The following is an 18620-nucleotide window of genomic DNA, read 5'->3' as shown; positions in this document are numbered from 1 at the left end:
GATGGCAGAACCGGCCCGCCCATATACCCCGGATCAGCTTGCCGAGCGCTGGCAATGTAGCGCCGAGACTATCCGAAACCTGGTGAAGTCAAAACAGTTGCCCGGCTTCCGGTGCGGGCGCATGATACGGATTCCCCGACAATCTGTAGAGGAATATGAACAATGCCTGAAATCACCATCGGAAAATTGCGCGGTGGCTACTGCGTCTCGTGGCGAGAGGACGGAAAACGACGGCGTTATCAGCTTGAGGCACGCACCCGAAAAGAAGCCGAGGCAGAGGCCCTAGATGTTTACCGTCAGTATACCATGCCGACGACGGGCCGCACGGTTGCTGATCTGTGGCAATGCTATCTTGATGAGCGGGAGGGAAGACCAATCGCTCAAACCATGAAATACACCGGCAGGGCGATCATGCCGCATTTCGGTTCGTTGCGCCCGGATCAGATCACGAGCGAGCATTGCCGGGATTACCAGCGGATTCGGCGAAAGGCAGGAATCAAGACAGGTTCGATTTGGACGGAATTGGGGCACCTTCGGTCGTGCTTGAATTGGGCCGCAGAGATTGCCCATCTGATCGACTATGCTCCCTACATCGAGCGGCCTCAGAAGCCGGCGCCAAAAGATCGTTACCTGACGCATGATGAGATAGACCGGTTGATCGGTGCAGCAACCGAGCCGCATATCAAGCTGGCTATCCTGCTGATGCTGTCCACAGCCGGGCGCGTGTCTGCCATCCTGCAGCTCGAATGGGGCCGCGTTGATCTTGATCGTGGACAGATCGACCTTCGGATCGACAGTGACGGGCCGAGGAAAGGACGTGCCGTGGTGCCCATCAACGCTGGTTTGCGCGCTGCCCTGCAGGAAGCCCGGAAATCGGCACTGTCCGATCATGTCGTTGAGTGGTCAGGCTCCCCGGTAAAGAGCATCCGGCGCGGCTTCATGGCGACCGTAGAACGAGCGGGGCTTGCGGGAGTGTCACCGCATGTTCTGCGCCACACCGCGGCGGTTCATATGGCCGAAGCAGGCGTTCCCATGTCTAAGATCAGCCAATTTCTAGGGCACTCGAACACGTCAATAACAGAAAGGACATACGCTCGATTCGCACCGGATCATCTGATGGAAGCAGCCAATGTGCTGGATTTCATCCGCCTTCGCCGTGCAACTTAGGTTCAATGAACCTGCGCACACTTAGTAATTCTTAACCTTAATTGTTCTATTGGCTTGAATTTGTTTGGATATTTTGGTGGGTGATAACGGATTTGAACCGCTGACATCTTCGATGTGAACGAAGCGCTCTACCACTGAGCTAATCACCCGTGCGGGCGGGATTTAGCAGCAACTACGGTGGGCTGCAAGTCCCGAGATGAGGATCATCGAACCCGAAAACGAAGTCCGGCCCGGGTTGGGATAACCCGGGCCGGGATGTTCATGCAGGGTCAGTGCGCGACAGCGCCGCCGCCAGACATCTTGTCGTTCTTGGTGGCCAGGCGCGCGGCCTCGGCGGCTTCTTCGGCGGCCTCGTCCCATTCGATGGCATCGGGCATGCGGACCAGCGCATGGCGCAGCACCTCGCGGACATTGCCGACCGGGATGATCTTCAGGCCGGTTTTCACATTGTCCGGGATCTCGGCCAGATCCTTCTCGTTATCGGCGGGGATCAGCACCGTCTTGATGCCGCCGCGCAGCGCCGCCAACAGCTTTTCCTTGAGTCCGCCAATGGCCAGCACGTTGCCGCGCAGCGTGACCTCGCCGGTCATGGCGACGTCCTTGCGCACGGGGATACCGGTCATCACCGACACGACCGAGGTCACCATGGCAATGCCCGCAGACGGCCCATCCTTTGGAGTGGCGCCTTCGGGGACGTGGACATGGATGTCGCGCTTGTCGAACTCGGGCGGCTTCACCCCGATCTCGGGCGAGATCGAGCGCACGAAGCTGGAGGCCGCGTCGATCGATTCCTTCATCACGTCGCCCAGCTTGCCGGTGGTCTTCATCCGGCCCTTGCCGGGCAGGCGCAATGCCTCGATCTGCAGCAGGTCGCCGCCCACCGATGTCCATGCCAGCCCGGTGACCACGCCGACCTGGTCCTCTTTCTCGGCCAGCCCATAACGGTGGCGCCGAACGCCCAGGAACTCCTCGGCTTTCTCGGGTGTCACATCCACCGTTTTGGCGTTTCCCTTGAGGATCTCGGTCACGGCCTTGCGGGCCAGCTTGGCGATCTCGCGTTCAAGCGAACGGACCCCGGCCTCGCGGGTGTAATAGCGGGTGATATGGGTCAGCGCCTCGTCCGAGACCGAGAACTCGCCCTTGCGCAGCCCGTTGGCCTTGATCTGCTTGGGCAGCAGGTGCTGGCGGGCGATCTCGCGTTTTTCATCCTCGGTATAGCCGGCCAGCGGGATGATCTCCATCCGGTCGAGCAGGGGCCCCGGCATGTTGTAGCTGTTGGCCGTGGTCAGGAACATCACGTTCGACAGGTCGTATTCCACCTCGAGATAGTGGTCCACGAAGGTCGAATTCTGTTCCGGATCCAGGACCTCGAGCATGGCCGAAGCCGGATCGCCGCGGAAATCCTGCCCCATCTTGTCGATCTCATCGAGCAGGATCAGCGGATTGGTGGTCTTGGCCTTTTTCAGCGCCTGGATGATCTTGCCGGGCATGGAGCCGATATAGGTCCGCCGGTGGCCGCGAATCTCGGATTCGTCGCGCACGCCGCCCAGGCTGATGCGGATGAATTCGCGTCCCGTGGCACGCGCGACCGAGCGCCCGAGCGAGGTCTTGCCCACGCCCGGAGGGCCGACAAGGCACAGGATCGGGCCTTTCAGCTTCTGGCTGCGGGCCTGGACGGCGAGGTATTCGACGATCCGCTCCTTGACCTTTTCCAGCCCGTAATGATCGGCGTCCAGAACCTTTTCGGCCCGGCCCAGATCCTTGCGGGTGCGCGACTTTACGCCCCAGGGCAGGGCCAGCAGCCAGTCCAGGTAATTGCGGCTGACCGTCGCCTCGGCTGACATCGGGGACATGGATTTCAGCTTTTTCAGCTCGGCCTCGGCCTTTTCGCGGGCTTCCTTGCTGAACTTGGTCGCGGCGATCTTTTCTTCCAGCTCGGCGATCTCGTTCTGGCCGTCCTCGCCATCGCCGAGTTCCTTCTGAATGGCCTTCATCTGCTCATTCAGATAGTATTCGCGCTGCGTCTTCTCCATCTGGGTCTTGACGCGCGACTTGATCTTTTTCTCGACCTGCAGGACCGACATCTCCCCCTGCATGGAGGAGTAGATCTTCTCCAGCCGGGCAGCGACTTCCAGCGTGTCCAGAAGGTCCTGTTTCCTGTCCAGATCGACGCCCATGTGACCCGCGACCAGATCGGCAAGCTTGCCGGGCTCGCGGGCGTCGGCAACAGCGGTGACCACCTCTTCGGGAATGTTCTTGCGGACCTTCACGTAACGCTCGAATTCCTCGGTCACGGTGCGCATCAGGGCGGTGACCGTCGCTTCGTCGCCCAGGGTTTCGGGCAGGATGATGGCGGCCGCCTCGAAATAATCGTCATTCGGCACGAAATCGGTGATCTGCACACGTTCGCGCCCTTCGACCAGCACTTTCACCGTGCCGTCGGGAAGCTTCAGCAGTTGCAGGACATTGGCCAGAACGCCGGTGCGGTAAATCCCGTCTTCGGCCGGTTCGTCAACGGACGCGTCCATTTGCGCCGACAACAGAATCGGGCTGTCGGATTCCATGACCGCTTCCAGAGCACGAACGGATTTTTCGCGCCCCACGAAAAGAGGCACGATCATATGTGGAAAGACGACGATGTCCCGTAAAGGCAACACCGGGTAGGTCTGAGATGCGAAATCATTCATGTTATACGTTCCTTTCCTGCCCGAAGCCGCGGCCCCGTCATTAGCAACGCGCGGCCCCTGCACCGCGACAACTTATGTGTCCGGGCATTGCCGTTCAATAGAACATCGAAACAGGATGAAATTCGGACGGAAGCGCAAGCACGCCGAGGAACGACGGGTTCAGCGCGGTATGACGATCTCTGCGCGCAGCCCGCCCAGTCTTGATCCACGCCCCAAGCGCAACTGCCCGCCATGCCCGCGGGCGACATCGGCGGCGATGGCCAATCCAAGCCCGGCGCCTTGCCCGCTGTTGCGGTTGCGCGAGCTGTCAAGCTGGGTGAACGGGCGCATTGCCGTCTCGATCGCGTCATCGGGAATGCCGGGTCCGTCATCCTCGACGCCGATTCGCAGGCTGCGCGGCCCCAATGTCACATCGATCTCGGCGCGGGTTCCATAGCGGACCGCGTTGCCGATCAGGTTGTCCAGCGCGCGGCGCAGCATGTCGGGACGGCATGTCACGAGGCTGGCATCGCCTTGCGTGCCGGACAGCGACACATCCTGTCCGGCGCGCTGCGCGTCCGAGACGATGCCGCGCAGGAATTCGAACGGTTCGATTTCCTCTGCCGGGCTTTCCCGCGCGCTGTCGCGGGAATAGTCCAGAAAGGCATCGACCATGCGGGTCATCTCTTCGATATCCGCCTCCATGGCCGAGATGTCCGCATCGTCAGGCGGAAGATCCGGCGACAGTACCGACAGGCCGAGACGCAGCCGTGTCAGCGGCGTGCGCAGGTCATGGCTGATCCCCGACAGCATCATCTTGCGCTGCTCGTTCTGCCGCTCCAGCCGGTTGCGCATGTCCAGGAATGCCGTGCCCGCGCTGCGAATCTCGATTGCGCCGCCTGGACGGTAGGGTTCGACCCGGCCCTTGCCATAGGCCTCGGCGGCCCGGGCAAGCCGGCGGATCGGCCGCAGCTGGTTGCGCAGGAAGATCGTCGCGATGCCCGACATCAAAAGCGAGGTGAACACCATCAGCACCAGCAACTGATGCGGATTCGACGCGCTGACCCGCTTACGGTCGAAAGACAGCGAATAGGGGCCGAACTTGCCGTTCATCGTGACATCGACGCGCTTGTCGTCCGTGGCTAGGTCAATTGCCGTGACCTCGGGCAGGCGGTCGCGCAGCACTTCGATCACGATGCGGCCCGAGAAATCGTAGAACAGCCGTTGGTCCTGCCGGTCCGCTTGCGCGGGCAGGCGCAAGGTCAATCCCAGGGGCGCGGCGATGGTCTGGCCCGCCAGAAGTGCTACGGCGGAGTTTTCGGCCCTTTCGATGCGCCGCGAGACGAAGCCCAGTTCCCGCGCCATGCTGTCGGTCATCTGCTGCGTCACGTCCTCGAAATGGCGCTGCAGGAACATGACGCTGACGACCAGCGTGACAACCACCACCGGCAGGAACAGGATCAGCGCGGCGCGGCCGTAAAGACCGCGCGGAAACATCTGCTTCAACCAGCCGAATTCGGGTTCGTTCGCCATGGTAAACCTGCCTGCCTCGATCTAGGCTACCCGCATGAGTCGCGCGACGAAAGAGCTACGCTGCATTCTTGCACCCAATCCCTCGCCCCTGACAGGGCCGGGGACCAACAGCTTTCTGATCGGTCAGGACCATGTGGCGGTGATCGATCCCGGCCCGGACGATCCCGGCCACCTGGAGGCGATCGTGCAGGCCGGGGCAGGGCGGATCAGTCATATCTTCGTGACCCATGCCCATCGCGACCACAGCGCGGGCGCGAGCGCACTGGCGGCCATGACCGGCGCGCCGGTCATGGCATTCGGAGACGCGGAAGCGGGCCGGTCCCCGGTCATGCAGCGTCTTGCCGCCAGCGGCCTGGTCGGCGGAGGCGAGGGGCTCGATACCGGTTTCCAGCCCGATATCCTGCTGACGGACGGACAGGAGATCGTGACGCCCGACTGGACGCTGCGCGCCCTCCATACGCCCGGCCATTGTGGAAACCACCTTTGTTTCCAATGGGATGACATCATGTTCTGTGGCGATATCGTGCTTGGCTGGTCCTCGACCCTGATTTCGCCGCCCGATGGCGACCTGTCGGATTACTTTCGTTCGCTCGACAGGATCGGAATCGCCGCGCCGCGCCGTCTGCTGCCGGCACATGGCGATCCTGTCGAGGCACCATCGGCGAGACTGGCCGAGCTTGCCGCGCATCGCCGCCAGCGCACCGCCCAGATTATCGAATCCCTGCGGCAGGCACCGGCGGATGCCGCCACGCTGGCAGGGCGGATCTATGACGTGGCGCCCGAACTCCTTCCGGCCGCGACGCGCAACGTGCTTGCGCATCTGGTCGCGTTGGCCAGTCTTGGCGCGGTGATTTGCGAGGGCGAGCCGACAGCGGATTCGGTTTTCCGGGCAGTCTGAAACCCGCGGAAAAATTGTCACAAAGCCTCTGGACGGCCCCGGAACAGGTTGCTATATCCCGCCCCGTGTTCCGGCGTAGCTCAGCGGTAGAGCAGTTGACTGTTAATCAATTGGTCGTAGGTTCGATCCCTACCGCCGGAGCCAATAAACAAGGGCTTGGCTGGAAATGGCCGAGCCCTTTTTCTTTCCGGGACATATAGCATATTCGTCAGGCCGGTCGTGAATCACGATCGGTTTTCACCTCCCCCACGCGCGAACGGACGCCCCCCCAGATACCGCCTTGTTTCAGATGGCATCTTCTGGACCGTCCGGACAGGTGCCCGTGGCGCGACCCGCCGGAAGAGTCAGGAAGATGGGCCAGTGTCTACAGCCAGTTCCGGTGCGGGACGCTGGCCGGTGTCGAGGGGTCAGTGACGGCTATGCCGGCCATGATACCCTTGAAGCCCTGACCGCGCGGCGCAGTGCCAGGGCGGGTGCTTCCCAAGCAGTGGACCGCTCGCCGGATTGGCGTATCGCGCGGCCATCCGAACCAATACAGGTCCCCCCGCCAGCGTGAGACGGCATTCTATGAAGAGGCGGGCGGGCCGCAATATAGGCCGGGCTTGCCTTTCCCATGATCAGCGCCCGGAACAAGAGCCAGACAATCCGGCGGCTCTCCTGTCATGAGACGCTGGCGCAGCCGCTGACGGAAATCTTCCGCATGCGCTGAAACATTACGGTCAGGCGTGCAGCGGAACCTCTTCGGTCGCGGCTACATACCGCTCAAAGCGCGGCGGCAGCACTCTTCCGACCCGTGCTTGCGGTCCGGCGGTGGAATTTGAACCCGGAAAAGAACCGGTTAAGCCGGGGCGCAGACCGGGCGCAATTCGCCCGGCCGGAATATGAACCCTTCTGGACCATCGTGATGGCGCATGGCTTCACGCCCGCCGGCTATGAATGGGCAAGGACCGGATGCATTTTCAAGCGGCGCGGCTGCGACGACTGGCGAGGTGATCGCCCATTTCCGCCATGTTGCTGAAAAACAATTACTTACAAGTCCGTTTAACTGCGATTTGGATTAGTGCTCATAGGGTATATTCCATGTGGTAATGATAGCGGCGTCAATGGTAACGAGTGGAGGGTTTATGCCGACTTTTAATGTCAGACAGCTATATCTGGGACGATACAGCGATCTCGACCCCACTGAATCGAGGCACAACAGGCTGGACCAGGATAATGAGAACATCACCGCGACCGGAGGGCCGAGTGGAATAGGCTGGCAAGCGGGAAGGATTATCGATACCAGCAATGCTGGGATCCTCGAGATCACGCAAAACGATGATACCTCGCACGGCTCTAACAGGCTTGAGGAAGATGACCTTCAAACCTACACCGCCAGTGGTAACACCGGTGGTGTCAGTCAGGAAATTCCGCCGGACACATTTACCTATATCGACCCCCTCACCGGCGAGGAAACGACGCAGGGGATAGACTCGGCCTTTTCCTGGAATGTGACCGTCAACTGGATCGGCAAGGTGCCCACAACCCACAATATGGGGTTTGTCCAGCTCAAGAATGGCGATATTTTCACGAATACGGGTGTCTTCAACGGTGAATATGACTTCACCTCGTTCACTCTGGATTCCTATAATTCAGGTGATTCCTATGGTGCTCGCCCCGGGCGGACCGTTGATGAAGGTTCTGCATTCGTCTGCTTTGCCGCCGGAACGGAGATCAAGACCGCCGATGGCGTTTGCCCGATCGAAGATCTGTCGGTTGGGCAACTGGTTCTGACAATTGATGGGGGGCTTCAGCCTATCCGCTGGATTGGCCGCAGAAAGTTTGATTCCATCGATCTGCGGCTGAAGCCGAAACTGCGCCCTGTTCGCATCCGGGCAGGTGCCCTGGGTGAGGGATACCCCTCTCGGGACCTGGTGGTCTCTCCACAGCACCGGGTTCTGGTGCGCAATAATCTTCTTCAGCGGATGTTTTGCACAACCGAGGCGCTGGTCGCCGCCAAGCATCTGCTTGAGCTTCCCGGCATCGAGGTGGCAGAGGATCTGGCCGAGGTCGAATATTTCCACATGATGTTCGACCGCCATCAGATCGTCTGGTCAAACGGTGCGGCAACCGAGTCGATGTATACGGGTAAAGTGGCCCTCGATTCACTCGCGCCAGAGCAGCTTGCCGAGATATTCGCGATTTTTCCCGATTTGCGCGATTTGCCGGGAGACTGTTCCCACGGGAACGATACCCGGTTTATCCCGGCACGCTTGCTGATACCGGGGCCCCAAGGCCGTCGTTTGGCATATAAGCTTCGAAAGCGTCACGGTAAATTTGCATTCGCCTATTCGGCAGGATAATCCTGCTCCCTTTTTTACCATCCATAATGCCCGGGGCTCGGCAGTATTGCTGAACCCCGGCATATTGGCACACACGCTGGCGATGACCCATTTCGAAAGCTGGCCATTTTGAGATAGGCCTGCAGGAATGCACAGCTGATCGTCGGAATGTCTCGTCGGGAATCTCATCGGTCGATTAAGGATGCTGAGGCGGAATATGCCGTAGCCGTCGCGAGCCGATCGTGACCGGGGACGGCAGGAGGCTGTATGTGCAAGCATGCGCCATCGATACTAGGTGGGCACAGCATCGATGCAGTGTGCTCATATGCTGGTGCGCGCGCGAGGGAGCGGGTCCACCCCGAGCTCTCCATGGTGATCGTCGATGAATGCGATCATGACTTCGGTCGGCGGTCGAGCTCCGCCTGGGAAAAATATGCAGAGGCCTTGCGGAATATCTCGTTCGTGACACCGGCCTGCTCACCGAGAGCCATCTCGGCCTTCTTGACCCACTCAATCAGTGTCTGCGGGGCACAGTCGATCTTTGCCGAGACCAACAGAATCGCCGCCCGCCGGCTCTCATGCCGCTCGGCATTGCCCAGAACCTGTGAACCGCACGCCCGCGTATTTCCAGGGAATACTTGTTCGTCGTCTTGCTCATGATGCTCCATCCTACTTAATAAGAGCCGGAACCTCCGGCAAACCCGGCGCGGTTCAATATGATACGCATAGTTACATCTAAGTAATATGTGGAAATGCCGTTGCTCGTGGAACTCGCAAGCTTCATCAACCGCCGAGAAGGAGGATCGGGTGCCGGGAACCTGCCGAGCACCGCTTGCATCGCCATCACGTAGGTGAGCTTTTCCTAGGGCTTCGCAACTCCCGACTCTGTCGCGCTAATCCCATCCGACCATGATAAATGCTTTCGCTAAGCTGATCATATCAGCAATACATGAGGTAGATATGCCAAGATCTGAAATTGATATGGTCACGGGATATAACGAGCGCATCAAGTGCTCGTCGAGCTTTATCCGGAATCTCGGTTTGATGCTGTGGGTCGGGGCATTCCTTGGAGGGTATCTCCGTGGCTGGGAAGCCAAATGGCAGGTTATCAGCTTTTCCGTGGTCGGGCTGTTCTGCCTTGTGATCAGCTTTTACCTATCGGGCTTTCTGTTCAAAGAGGTGAAGAAGGAGTGACGGGCAGCGAGTGGGCTGTTGGATCATGATTGATCGATACAGCTCAAGGGTCGGCGACGCAGTAGCGCGCCGCCTGCGCTTATCCAGATGGTGTTCCGATACCCGTGGATAGGTGAATATCAACGATCGGCTATCTGGAGGGGTTAGAGGCTAAAATATCCATGGATTTCAACGATCATTGACTTTGATGGCGCTTGCCTCCATATTTTCCCTAAATATACACGATCATTGATACAACCATGCCCGACGCCATCCCATCGACAATTCAGACGCCCGCCGATCTAGGCAGGGCGATTCGCGAAAGGCGGCAGGAGCTCGGTCTCCTGCAGGCCGATGTCGCCATGCAGAGCGGTGTTTCCACCCCAACCGTGAGCGCGATCGAGAATGGCAAGGAAACGGCACGGATCGGCCTGGTTCTGCAGATATGCCGGGATCTCGGTATTCTCCTGACAGTGGAGCGCTGATCATGGCGGTTCTGGAACTCGACGTATTCCTGGAGGCGCTGCCTGATCCTGTCGGGAGGCTGACAAGGCAAGGCGATGGGTCTACATCTTTCCGATATCTCACCGATGCACTGCCACATCCACTCTCACTGTCCCTGCCGTTACAGGAAGAACCCTTCGGTGATCCGGTCACGCGTAGCTTCTTCTCGAACCTGCTCTTCGAGAACATGCAGCGTGAACAGATCATGCAGCGCCACGGCCTGGATTTCTCCGATGTGGTAGGGCTACTGGAACATCTGGGCGAAGACTGTCCCGGCGCAATCTCGCGCGTGCCCATGGGGGTCGGGCCGGCGAAAACACCAGGCGACCTGCTGAAGGATTATGATCCTCTGGATGAGGCTGAGCTGAAGCGCATCATGATATCGCTGCGCGATCATCGGCGCGTGCCGGATGATACCCGCGATCCATCGCCTCTCGCCGGAGTGCAGGGCAAGATCGCGCTCGCCCGATTGCCCGATGGTCGTTTCGCGTTGCCGAAACGTGGCCTGAACGTGCCGACCACGCATATCCTGAAAATCCCGCGGATCACCGAGATGACCATGGTCGAGCAGGAGCATCTGCTGATGGAGCTCATGGGCGAGTTGCAGCGCCATCCTGTCGCGCCCACAAGCATTCTCGGCGAGGGGCCGTTACGCGGATTGCTGGTAACCCGCTTTGACCGGATTATCGAAGGTGCAAGCGTCCGTCGGGTGCACCAGGAAGATTTTGCGCAGGCTCTGGGCCTTGGCCCTCATCTGAAATATGAGCGCAATGGCGCAGGCGCACATCGGTTCAGCGCCGAAGCCATCGGCGGCTTGCTCGGGCAAACAGAAAACCCTGGCCGGGCACGGCAAGCATTCCTGGAAGTGACGCTGCTCAACCTTCTGCTTGGCAACACCGACAATCACGCCAAGAACCATGCCTTGCTGTATCACTCGATGCGCCCGCTACTTGCGCCGGTCTATGACATTGCGCCGGTGCTCATCGACGATCAGGTGCTCCATCAGCTGTCCTTCGATATCGGCAAGGCGCAGATGACAGATGAGATCACGGCGGAAAACCTCACCGGTTTCATCGGCGCTCTCGGTTTTCCGCGTGTCACCCCTGCACTGCGTAAGCGGATGCAAGAGATCGTTCGGGCGACCGTGGGCAAGATCTCCGACATGTTCGGGCCGGCAAGGAAACGCATCGGCGATGTCATCTCGGAACAGGCAAAATGGCTAGCAGTGGCGCTCGGCATGGATATTCCGGTCCCTGAAGGAGACCTTATTGTTATCAACCGCCCATGACGGTCAGGACCTGGATCATGGCCGACAGTTGCGTTTTATGGGGTGGAAACCAACCTTCCTTGATCCAGCCGGCGGGGCAGGTATTCATGAGGCGAGCTTTACTGAGGGTCAGGTAATGAGACTTACCGCTGCTTCGATAGATCGATCGCCGAAAATACCGTAACCGCCTAAAATGAGCAGTTTCAATTCCACATCCTCTTCCCGGCTGTTCCATCGAAGAGTTCATACAGCGTTGTATGAAGCAGTTGTGCGTGCTCGCCAAACCGAACAATGACGGCGTCTTCGGACGGGAACAAATAGAGAAGCTGCCCCTGATGACCAAAGAAATATGCGAAAGGTCCCTGTGCGGCTTCCCCTTCACGATCAAGAATATCGTGCCGGATATGGAAACCATAAGCTCCACTGCGACGATCTTGTGCCGGCAGTTCTGGCATCAGGAACTCCCGCCAAAGCTCTTCCGGCAGGAAAGCTTGGTCTGTGGTGCCGTTATTGAGAAAAAAACGACCGATTTTCAGCCAGTCAAGGGGCCTGGCATAAAGGCAGCAATAAGCACTCACGCCGTCTCCGGCGGGATAGGTTCGCCAATACGCGGTCTGTGCACCGGCCGGTTTCCAGATGAACCGAGAGAGCAGTGCTGGTAGCGGTTCGCTATAAACGGTTTCAAGAACTTGCCCAAGCAGAGCCGTATTGACGCTTTCGTAGCTGAAATTTCCCCTTTGTGCTGGATCAACATGCAGTTCCGGCAACACCTTTTTCAGTCCGAAAGCGTGCAGCTGGGCCAGCCCACCGAACGGAGAGAATGAACCATCTTCCATCGGTTTTTCCGGATGGGCTCCAAGTTTCAGACCACTGGTCATGGTGAGGGCTTCACGAATGCTCGCATCGGGCGTATCGGAGCCAAGATAAACGGCGATCTTGTCATCGAGATTGTCTATTTTTCCGTCGGCGATCGCTCGCAGGACGAGCGCTCCCACCAGGCTCTTGACCATGGAATAGGAATTGAGACGGATGTCCCGGTCTAAACCGTCTGCGTAGATCTCGACTTGAAGGCGCTCGCCGTTATCTACCAGCAAGGCTCGTCCGGCTTGCTGATCGAAACTTGCCCGGGACGCGGCGGGGGCATCACCACCGCGCGGGGGATCGAACGCTGATTCTGCACCCTCTACGCGCGCATAATCACCGACGGCAGGCCATAAGGCTCCGGGAAATCCTTCCCTTGCAAGGACAAAAACCTGAGGAGCGAACAATGATAGTATCAGGCATGCGATAATCAGTAATGCCAGAAACGCCATAAATAGTCGGCCAAAGAGCCGGGCGGGCACGAGTTTCTCGTAAAACATGAATCTTCCGGTAGACGACAATGATACGGGCGCATCATGGCGGTGACTGCCCTGGAAATCCAGTTGCTGTTTTCAAACCGCCGGATGACCGTTTCGGGCCGGTCAATGGCGTTTTCGGGATCTACGAAGCTCGCCTGGATCAACCAGCCACAAGAAGAAGCACAAGCCGCCGCAAAAAGTGCCGGTCACGCCAATGACAAAGATCGTCTCAAGGGCCACACCAAACCCATCCAGAAGAACCATTCCCCATGACCAGATCAAAAAGGCACCATACATGACGAGCGCCCCCAAAAAGCGTGCCCTGCGACCCGTGAGGAAAGATGCGACCAGAAACGCGATAACGAACGGAAACCAGGTCTCGGCGACATGGTTCAAGTAGTGCATCCCGGGCGTTGCTCCGCCTGGGAAAATGATCCCGGTGAACAAAATGAGAAATGGATACTTCCAAGGAAGGAGTGGGTTTATCGCTTCCACCACGCCAAATGCGATCCAAACTGCCGAACCCACTAAGAATGCTGCAACATATGTTAGAATTCGTCTTGTCATTTCTCAGAACGCATCGCGGAATCTGTGATCGTCAAGCCATATTATCGATCGTCGCGGCAAGCTTGACCAAATCTGCCGCGTAGAATCCGGCGGCGTTTATACAGTTCGTCTCCAGCAGGCGCAGCCCGTCATCAGTCCGGCAAATATCCATGACATAAGCCGGTGAGTAACTATCGTTCAATCGAACCAGAGATCGGGCAAACTCATGGGCGTCGTCGTCGATCTCGTGGCGATATGCCACCCGTGTTCCCTCCTTGTAGAGCGAGTAGGTGACCACTTCTCCCTTCACGATCCAGACGCGCCATTCCTTACGGATCCGGGCAGGCGGCGTCAGCATCATCAACGTGTCAGGGCGCAATGAGCCATTCGGTATCTCGGTTGAGTCAAGCGACATGACCTTACGGGCTGTCTCGCGGATTTCCGCAGCGGTCTTGACGCTTCCCGCCAGCTCCTTGCTGTCCGCGACCGGACGGATGAACCAATGGCGATCATTGTCAGGTAGCTTGGCATAGATTTCACGGATCCTGAGAAAATCTGCATTCTGACCATTGAGCATATAGGGCTGCCACGGAGTCTCGTGCACGAATGGGCGGATTCGAAAAACACCTGGTTCGAGACCCTTGGCCTCGGCATACCGCCAGAGCGTATAGGAGCCAAACAACACGACAGCCAACGGATCTTGCATTTCAGGCGCGGGAACCAGTTCGCCGATGAAGGGAACGACCTTGTGCCATGAATAGGAAATGCCGAGCCGGTCCAGTGCGTTCGCAAGTTTCTGCGTGTCTTCGAATTCCTGGAGAATCCATTGCATTTCACTTGGCTTTCCCTTGGCAGAGCCGCTTGTTTGAAGCGCTTCGGGGTTAACTCCCGTGATGTCGTTCTTTTGGCAGGAGTGGTAAATCGCTTACGTCACGGTCGGCGTGAAAAGCCCAATCCCGCCTCTTGAAGGAGGAAGAAATGAAACGCATCGAGACAGAGGTGAGCGGCGGCTGCCAATGTGGTGCCGTACGCTATCACGCAAGCGCAATGCTCGACAATTCGCATCTCTGCCATTGCCGCATGTGCCAGAAAGCCTCGGGCAACATTTTTGCCGCGCTCGTCGCCGCGCCCGATGAGGCACTCACCTGGACACGCGGCAAGCCGAGCGTCTGGAAGAGTTCGGAACTTGTCGAGCGTGGCTTCTGCGCCAGTTGCGGCACGCCATTATTCTTCCACCAGATCGAAAGCGGCCGCACCAACCTGATGATCGGTTCGCTTGACGACCCGCACGCCTTCCCGCCGCTCGCCAATACCTGCACCGAAAACATGGTGGCATGGTTCGATACGATCACGGGCTTGGAAAATACCGGTGCAACGGAAGACAACGGAGCCGACTGGGCGGCGGCGATCAAGAAGAGCAACAACCAGCATCCCGATCACGATACCACCTCGTGGACAGTGAACGGGCACGATGACTGAGCATCAGGCCGCCCCCATATGCCGCGAGCCGCGTTGGGAATCCTTTGCTGAGCAGGTCATTCGGCAATCGGACTGGGGATGACCGATCGAGCCCATTGCGGACGGTCGACCTGCTACGCTAATTGGCTTTCGATCCTGTTTCGGAGATGAAGCATGGTGATAATAAGACGATATCTCCTATGGGGCATGATGGTCCTCATGAGTGGATGGCTATTGCTGGTCCCATTTCAGGCAAGCTCATCTGCTCTGATGATGGTGATGGCCACAGACGAGTGCGGTCAGATTCTTGCTCCCGAGAAGTTACTTGAGATTGGAATGCTCATGAAGATTTTGCACGGAGCTCTGGTTGTCGCACTCATCATTGAACTGGTCATCCCAAAGGCGTCATGGTCAGCTTGGGTCTTGGTATCACTTCCCACTGCTGGATTTCTGTTGGTGACTTCCGCTATCGCGATCCTGAATGCAGATTTCTTGACCCGTTGTGACATTTTCATTCTCAGCCCAACGACAACCGCTCAACTGAACATCCTTACTGTTGCTGCCCTTGGATTCCTTGGGGTGAAACGGCTAAGGCAGGAAGGTATGGCATCCATCTGACCTGACAAGCGTATGTCTGCTTCGTCCCTCAACCTGGACGTTCAGCGGTCAATTTTCTGCGCTACGCACGATCGACGGCTTCTGGAAATACTGCACAGGGAAAAGTCGGACCTGCGACCGTCTGCTCGGGGCCGATCCTGGCAGATAGCGGACCGTATTCAAGTGTCACCTGCACTGCGCATTCCCATAGATGCTTCATATTTCAACGTGGTAATAGGGATAGAAACGGTAGTCTTTGAGCTTCGCGTCGGATATCGCCTTGAGGAGAAAAAAAGGACGAATGGGCGTGCGGAAAGCTGTTGTTCTGGGTGGATATGGGCTGATCGGCTCAGCCTGCATGCGGGCCCTGGCGGATGCCGGGTTCCATGTCACCGGAATCGGGAGATCGGAATCGGCTGCTATGAAAGCCGCACCGTCCGCCGACTGGCTGATCCGTGACATCCCGGATCTCACGGTCGAAGAGTGGCGAAGGCTTCTTGCGGATACCGATGTGGTCGTGAACGCATCCGGGGCGCTTCAGGATGGCGCACGGGACGATCTGGTTGCCATCCATGTAAACGCTGTTTCACGCCTTGTCGAAGCCGCCGCCGGGTTGTCGCTGCGGATCGTGCAGATCTCTGCCGCGGGCGTGTCGAAGGAAGCCCCGACCGCCTTCTTCCGCACCAAGGCACGGGGCGACGCCATCATTTCCGCCCATGCAACCGATTGGGTCATTCTGCGGCCGACCCTCGTGTTGTCGCACGAGGCCTATGGCGGGACGGCCCTGTTGCGGGCAGCAGCGGCCCTGCCGCTGACCGCACCCCGGATCCTGCCCGAGGCACAGGTCCAGACGGTTTATGTCGGCGATGTCGCCACGGCCGTCGTCGCGACCGCCCGGGGCGAGGTGCCCTCTGGGCTGATCGCGGATCTCACGGAACCCGACGCTCATGCCTTTCCGGCTCTGGTCGAGGCGATACGGCACTGGCAGGGCTGGCCCGCACCGGTCTTCCACCCGGTTGTCCCGGCCATATTCATGTCGGCTATGGGCAGAGGTGCCGACCTGCTGGGCCATCTCGGATGGCGTTCGCCGCTTCGAACCACGGCACTGACGGCGCTTCGGGATGGGATTCGCGGAGATCCCGGTCCTTGGGACAAGGCCGATGGCTGTCCCTGCCGCCCGCTGGAGAGCACCCTGTCGCTGCTGCCCGCGACCCGGCAGGAACGGCTGTTCGCGCGCGCCTATCTCGTCCTGCCGATCGCCATCGCGACGCTGGCTCTGTTCTGGTGCCTGTCGGGTCTCATCACATTGTTCAATCCGGCACAGGCCGTGCTGGTTCTGACCAGTCGCGCCGTTCCGGCCTGGCTGGCGGAATTGGCGGTGATCGGCGGTGCCATCGCCGATCTTTTCCTCGGCCTCGCGATCCTGTGGCGCAGGTGGACCAGACCCGCCGCACTTGGAATGCTGTGCCTGTCTGCCGCCTATCTGATCGGCAGCGTCACCTTCGCACCGGATCTCTGGGCCGATCCTCTGGGCCCCATGGTCAAGGTCTTTCCCGGTATGGCGCTAGCCGCAATGGTCTGGCTATTGATGGAGGAACGATGAGCTACGAAATTCTCCGATTTCTTCATGTCATCGGTGCGACGGTTCTGCTTGGCACCGGTGCCGGCATCGCCTTTTTCATGGTGATGTCCAATCGGAGCCATGATCCGAGGCTGATTGCGCATGTCGCGGGGGTCGTGGTGATTGCCGATACCGTTTTCACCGCCACCGCGGTCATGGTGCAGCCAATCACCGGCTATCTGCTTGCGCGACAGGTCGGCTGGCCCGTTTTCAGTGGCTGGGTCGCTTGGTCGCTGGCACTTTATGTCATTGTCGGTGCGTTCTGGCTGCCGGTCGTCTGGATGCAGATCAGAATGCGCAACCTTGCGATTGCCGCGCGCGATTCCGGCGCGCCACTGCCGGAGGATTACCACCGCCTTTACCGTTGGTGGTTTGCCTTCGGCTTTCCTGCCTTCATCGCGGTTCTGGCGATCATATGGCTGATGCTGACAAAGCCATCGCTGTAACCGGAACTAACAAATGTTTGCTTTGACGGTCTGAACAAACGCCGGAAATCGCATTTCTCAACGATCTATGGCACATTAGCGGCGCTTCGCGCAAATTGACCCGCACTGCTGAAATGCCCAGCCTGGAGGTCCATGAACGCTTCACTGCCGCCTTTCTGGGCGCATGACTGTCCGCGCAGAGACTTGGACAGAGGCGCATTCAGGCAGTCGGGCAGTTGCCCTGGGTCCATAAATGCTTCTGCTTCCGGAACGAACGCCGGAAGCACATCAATCCTGAACGAGCGAGTGACAGTGGAGGGTCCGGTGAAATTCCATGCCGGAGTCCCGAGGCATCCCCGTGACCTCGGCACGTTTTTCCTAGGGCTTCGGTGAACTCCCAGGCGCCAAGATTCTCTGCCTGTGGCAAAGCTTGACCATCATTCGCATATCAAGAGGTCAAGACGTGACACTTCCCTACGAAGACAGCGCTGCAGCTGCATTTCTCTCCAGGCGCATACTGGAACTGAAGCCAAAGAAGACGCAACGGCAAATCGGTCAGGAGGCGGGTTTTCAGAATGCCACGATGCTCAACAACCTGAAGCGTGGTCACAACAAGATCCCGATCGATCGGGTGCCTGCACTCGCCAAGGCTCTCGAAGCCGATCTCAAGCGGCTGATGCTATTTGCCCTTGAGCAATCTGTTGGCCAGATGGCGACGAATGCGATTGCTGAGACCTTCGGGCACGGCGTGACAGCGAATGAATCTGCCTGGATCGACGAGATCCGGGACGCCTCCAGCCACTCCGATCCAAGGTTAACCACCCGGTCGCGGATCGCTCTCAGGGTGATCTTCGGTAAATGAGCAGCGACATGATCATGCCGTCCGCACCGGCAGGTAACTGGGAGAGCCTGTCACCGAACGAGCGCGCCTGGATCGAATTCATCAGGGTGATTTCGGCTGGTCATGACCCCGCACCCAGCCCGGAGCACATCCGCCAACTGAGAGCGATGCTGGATCAGTGCTGCTGATTGATGATTGGGGTGCCTTTGTCGTCAAGGGATTCACGGAAAGGCACCCATTCCTCGATTCTGCCTCCCACTTAT

19 protein-coding genes, 2 tRNA genes and 1 other annotated feature are annotated in these 18620 nt (G+C 58.8%); of the genes, 15 read left to right on the top strand and 6 right to left on the bottom strand.

Features of this window, described 5'->3' with window-relative positions; genetic code table 11:
- Position 1: 1 nt before the first annotated feature.
- Positions 2–286 (top strand): helix-turn-helix domain-containing protein, encoded by a 285-nt coding sequence (locus C9E81_RS23695; protein WP_122113285.1) that lies wholly within the window; start codon positions 2–4, stop codon positions 284–286.
- Positions 172–1167, top strand: a complete 996-nt coding sequence (locus C9E81_RS15595) for a tyrosine-type recombinase/integrase (protein ID WP_425010656.1) — start codon at positions 172–174, stop codon at positions 1165–1167. Before C9E81_RS23695 ends, C9E81_RS15595 begins: the two co-directional genes overlap by 115 nt.
- A gap of 74 nt (positions 1168–1241) precedes the next feature.
- Here C9E81_RS15595 and C9E81_RS15590 read toward each other — a convergent pair.
- The 3 genes from C9E81_RS15590 to C9E81_RS15580 form a co-directional block, all read right to left on the bottom strand.
- Positions 1242–1316 (bottom strand) — tRNA-Val (locus C9E81_RS15590).
- A 120-nt stretch (positions 1317–1436) separates the two neighbouring features.
- A complete protein-coding gene (gene lon / locus C9E81_RS15585) occupies positions 1437–3854 on the bottom strand; it encodes an endopeptidase La (RefSeq protein WP_122113283.1) in 2418 nt (805 codons plus the stop codon).
- 159 nt (positions 3855–4013) lie between these two features.
- Complete coding sequence (locus tag C9E81_RS15580) at positions 4014–5366, bottom strand: ATP-binding protein (RefSeq protein ID WP_122113282.1); 1353 nt, start codon at positions 5364–5366, stop codon at positions 4014–4016.
- A 34-nt stretch (positions 5367–5400) separates the two neighbouring features.
- Between C9E81_RS15580 and C9E81_RS15575 the strand changes: the two genes are divergently transcribed.
- The 3 genes from C9E81_RS15575 (at position 5401) to C9E81_RS15560 (ending at position 8606) form a co-directional block, all read left to right on the top strand.
- Positions 5401–6264, top strand: a complete 864-nt coding sequence (locus C9E81_RS15575; protein WP_122113281.1) for an MBL fold metallo-hydrolase — start codon at positions 5401–5403, stop codon at positions 6262–6264.
- 69 nt (positions 6265–6333) lie between these two features.
- Positions 6334–6408, top strand: a tRNA-Asn gene (locus C9E81_RS15570).
- Between the two features lie 980 nt (positions 6409–7388).
- Complete coding sequence (locus C9E81_RS15560) at positions 7389–8606, top strand: Hint domain-containing protein (protein ID WP_243698685.1); 1218 nt, start codon at positions 7389–7391, stop codon at positions 8604–8606.
- 319 nt (positions 8607–8925) lie between these two features.
- Positions 8926–9023, bottom strand: a sequence feature (AL1L pseudoknot).
- Here C9E81_RS15560 and C9E81_RS15555 read toward each other — a convergent pair.
- Positions 8978–9253 (bottom strand): hypothetical protein, encoded by a 276-nt coding sequence (locus tag C9E81_RS15555; protein WP_122113279.1) that lies wholly within the window; start codon positions 9251–9253, stop codon positions 8978–8980. Its footprint overlaps the feature before it by 46 nt.
- 292 nt (positions 9254–9545) lie before the next feature.
- On the opposite strand from C9E81_RS15555, the gene C9E81_RS15550 reads away from it, so the two are divergent.
- From C9E81_RS15550 to C9E81_RS15540, 3 genes are all read left to right on the top strand, one after another.
- Positions 9546–9779, top strand: coding sequence for a hypothetical protein (locus tag C9E81_RS15550; protein ID WP_147457608.1), 234 nt, complete (start codon positions 9546–9548; stop codon positions 9777–9779).
- Between the two features lie 239 nt (positions 9780–10018).
- Positions 10019–10243: a helix-turn-helix domain-containing protein gene (locus tag C9E81_RS15545; protein ID WP_122113277.1), complete on the top strand. Its 225-nt coding sequence runs from the start codon at positions 10019–10021 to the stop codon at positions 10241–10243.
- A gap of 2 nt (positions 10244–10245) precedes the next feature.
- Positions 10246–11550: a HipA domain-containing protein gene (locus C9E81_RS15540; RefSeq protein WP_166461939.1), complete on the top strand. Its 1305-nt coding sequence runs from the start codon at positions 10246–10248 to the stop codon at positions 11548–11550.
- 182 nt (positions 11551–11732) lie between these two features.
- Here the strand turns inward: C9E81_RS15540 and C9E81_RS15535 are convergent, their stop codons facing one another.
- Positions 11733–12890 carry a serine hydrolase domain-containing protein gene (locus tag C9E81_RS15535; RefSeq protein ID WP_122113275.1) on the bottom strand — a complete coding sequence of 386 codons (1158 nt, stop codon included), beginning with the start codon at positions 12888–12890 and terminating at the stop codon, positions 11733–11735.
- A gap of 36 nt (positions 12891–12926) precedes the next feature.
- On the opposite strand from C9E81_RS15535, the gene C9E81_RS22705 reads away from it, so the two are divergent.
- The gene (locus C9E81_RS22705) at positions 12927–13142 is read left to right on the top strand and encodes a hypothetical protein (RefSeq protein WP_147457607.1); all 216 of its coding nucleotides are present in this window, start codon (positions 12927–12929) and stop codon (positions 13140–13142) included.
- A gap of 325 nt (positions 13143–13467) precedes the next feature.
- On the opposite strand, the gene C9E81_RS15525 is transcribed toward C9E81_RS22705, so the two are convergent.
- Positions 13468–14247, bottom strand: coding sequence for an ATP-grasp domain-containing protein (locus tag C9E81_RS15525; protein ID WP_122113273.1), 780 nt, complete (start codon positions 14245–14247; stop codon positions 13468–13470).
- Positions 14248–14393: 146 nt separating this feature from the next.
- Between C9E81_RS15525 and C9E81_RS15520 the strand changes: the two genes are divergently transcribed.
- The 6 genes from C9E81_RS15520 to C9E81_RS22940 all read left to right on the top strand — a co-directional run bounded on the left by C9E81_RS15520 (position 14394) and on the right by C9E81_RS22940 (position 18545).
- Positions 14394–14894: a GFA family protein gene (locus C9E81_RS15520; RefSeq protein WP_122113272.1), complete on the top strand. Its 501-nt coding sequence runs from the start codon at positions 14394–14396 to the stop codon at positions 14892–14894.
- A gap of 198 nt (positions 14895–15092) precedes the next feature.
- Positions 15093–15491, top strand: a complete 399-nt coding sequence (locus C9E81_RS15515) for a hypothetical protein (RefSeq protein ID WP_147457606.1) — start codon at positions 15093–15095, stop codon at positions 15489–15491.
- A 280-nt stretch (positions 15492–15771) separates the two neighbouring features.
- Positions 15772–17073, top strand: coding sequence for an SDR family oxidoreductase (locus tag C9E81_RS15510; RefSeq protein ID WP_122113270.1), 1302 nt, complete (start codon positions 15772–15774; stop codon positions 17071–17073).
- A complete protein-coding gene (locus tag C9E81_RS15505) occupies positions 17070–17537 on the top strand; it encodes a DUF2269 family protein (RefSeq protein WP_122113269.1) in 468 nt (155 codons plus the stop codon). The genes C9E81_RS15510 and C9E81_RS15505 overlap by 4 nt, the downstream gene beginning before the upstream one ends.
- Before the next feature lie 442 nt (positions 17538–17979).
- Complete coding sequence (locus C9E81_RS15500; RefSeq protein WP_122113268.1) at positions 17980–18378, top strand: XRE family transcriptional regulator; 399 nt, start codon at positions 17980–17982, stop codon at positions 18376–18378.
- The gene (locus tag C9E81_RS22940; RefSeq protein ID WP_208021209.1) at positions 18375–18545 is read left to right on the top strand and encodes a hypothetical protein; all 171 of its coding nucleotides are present in this window, start codon (positions 18375–18377) and stop codon (positions 18543–18545) included. The genes C9E81_RS15500 and C9E81_RS22940 overlap by 4 nt, the downstream gene beginning before the upstream one ends.
- Positions 18546–18620 lie beyond the last annotated feature (75 nt).

This window comes from Paracoccus alkanivorans (genome assembly GCF_003697785.1).
Taxonomy (GTDB): Bacteria; Pseudomonadota; Alphaproteobacteria; order Rhodobacterales; family Rhodobacteraceae; genus Paracoccus; species Paracoccus alkanivorans.
The sequence above is the reverse complement of the archived record's forward strand: the minus strand, read 5'-3'. Positions and strand labels throughout refer to the sequence as shown.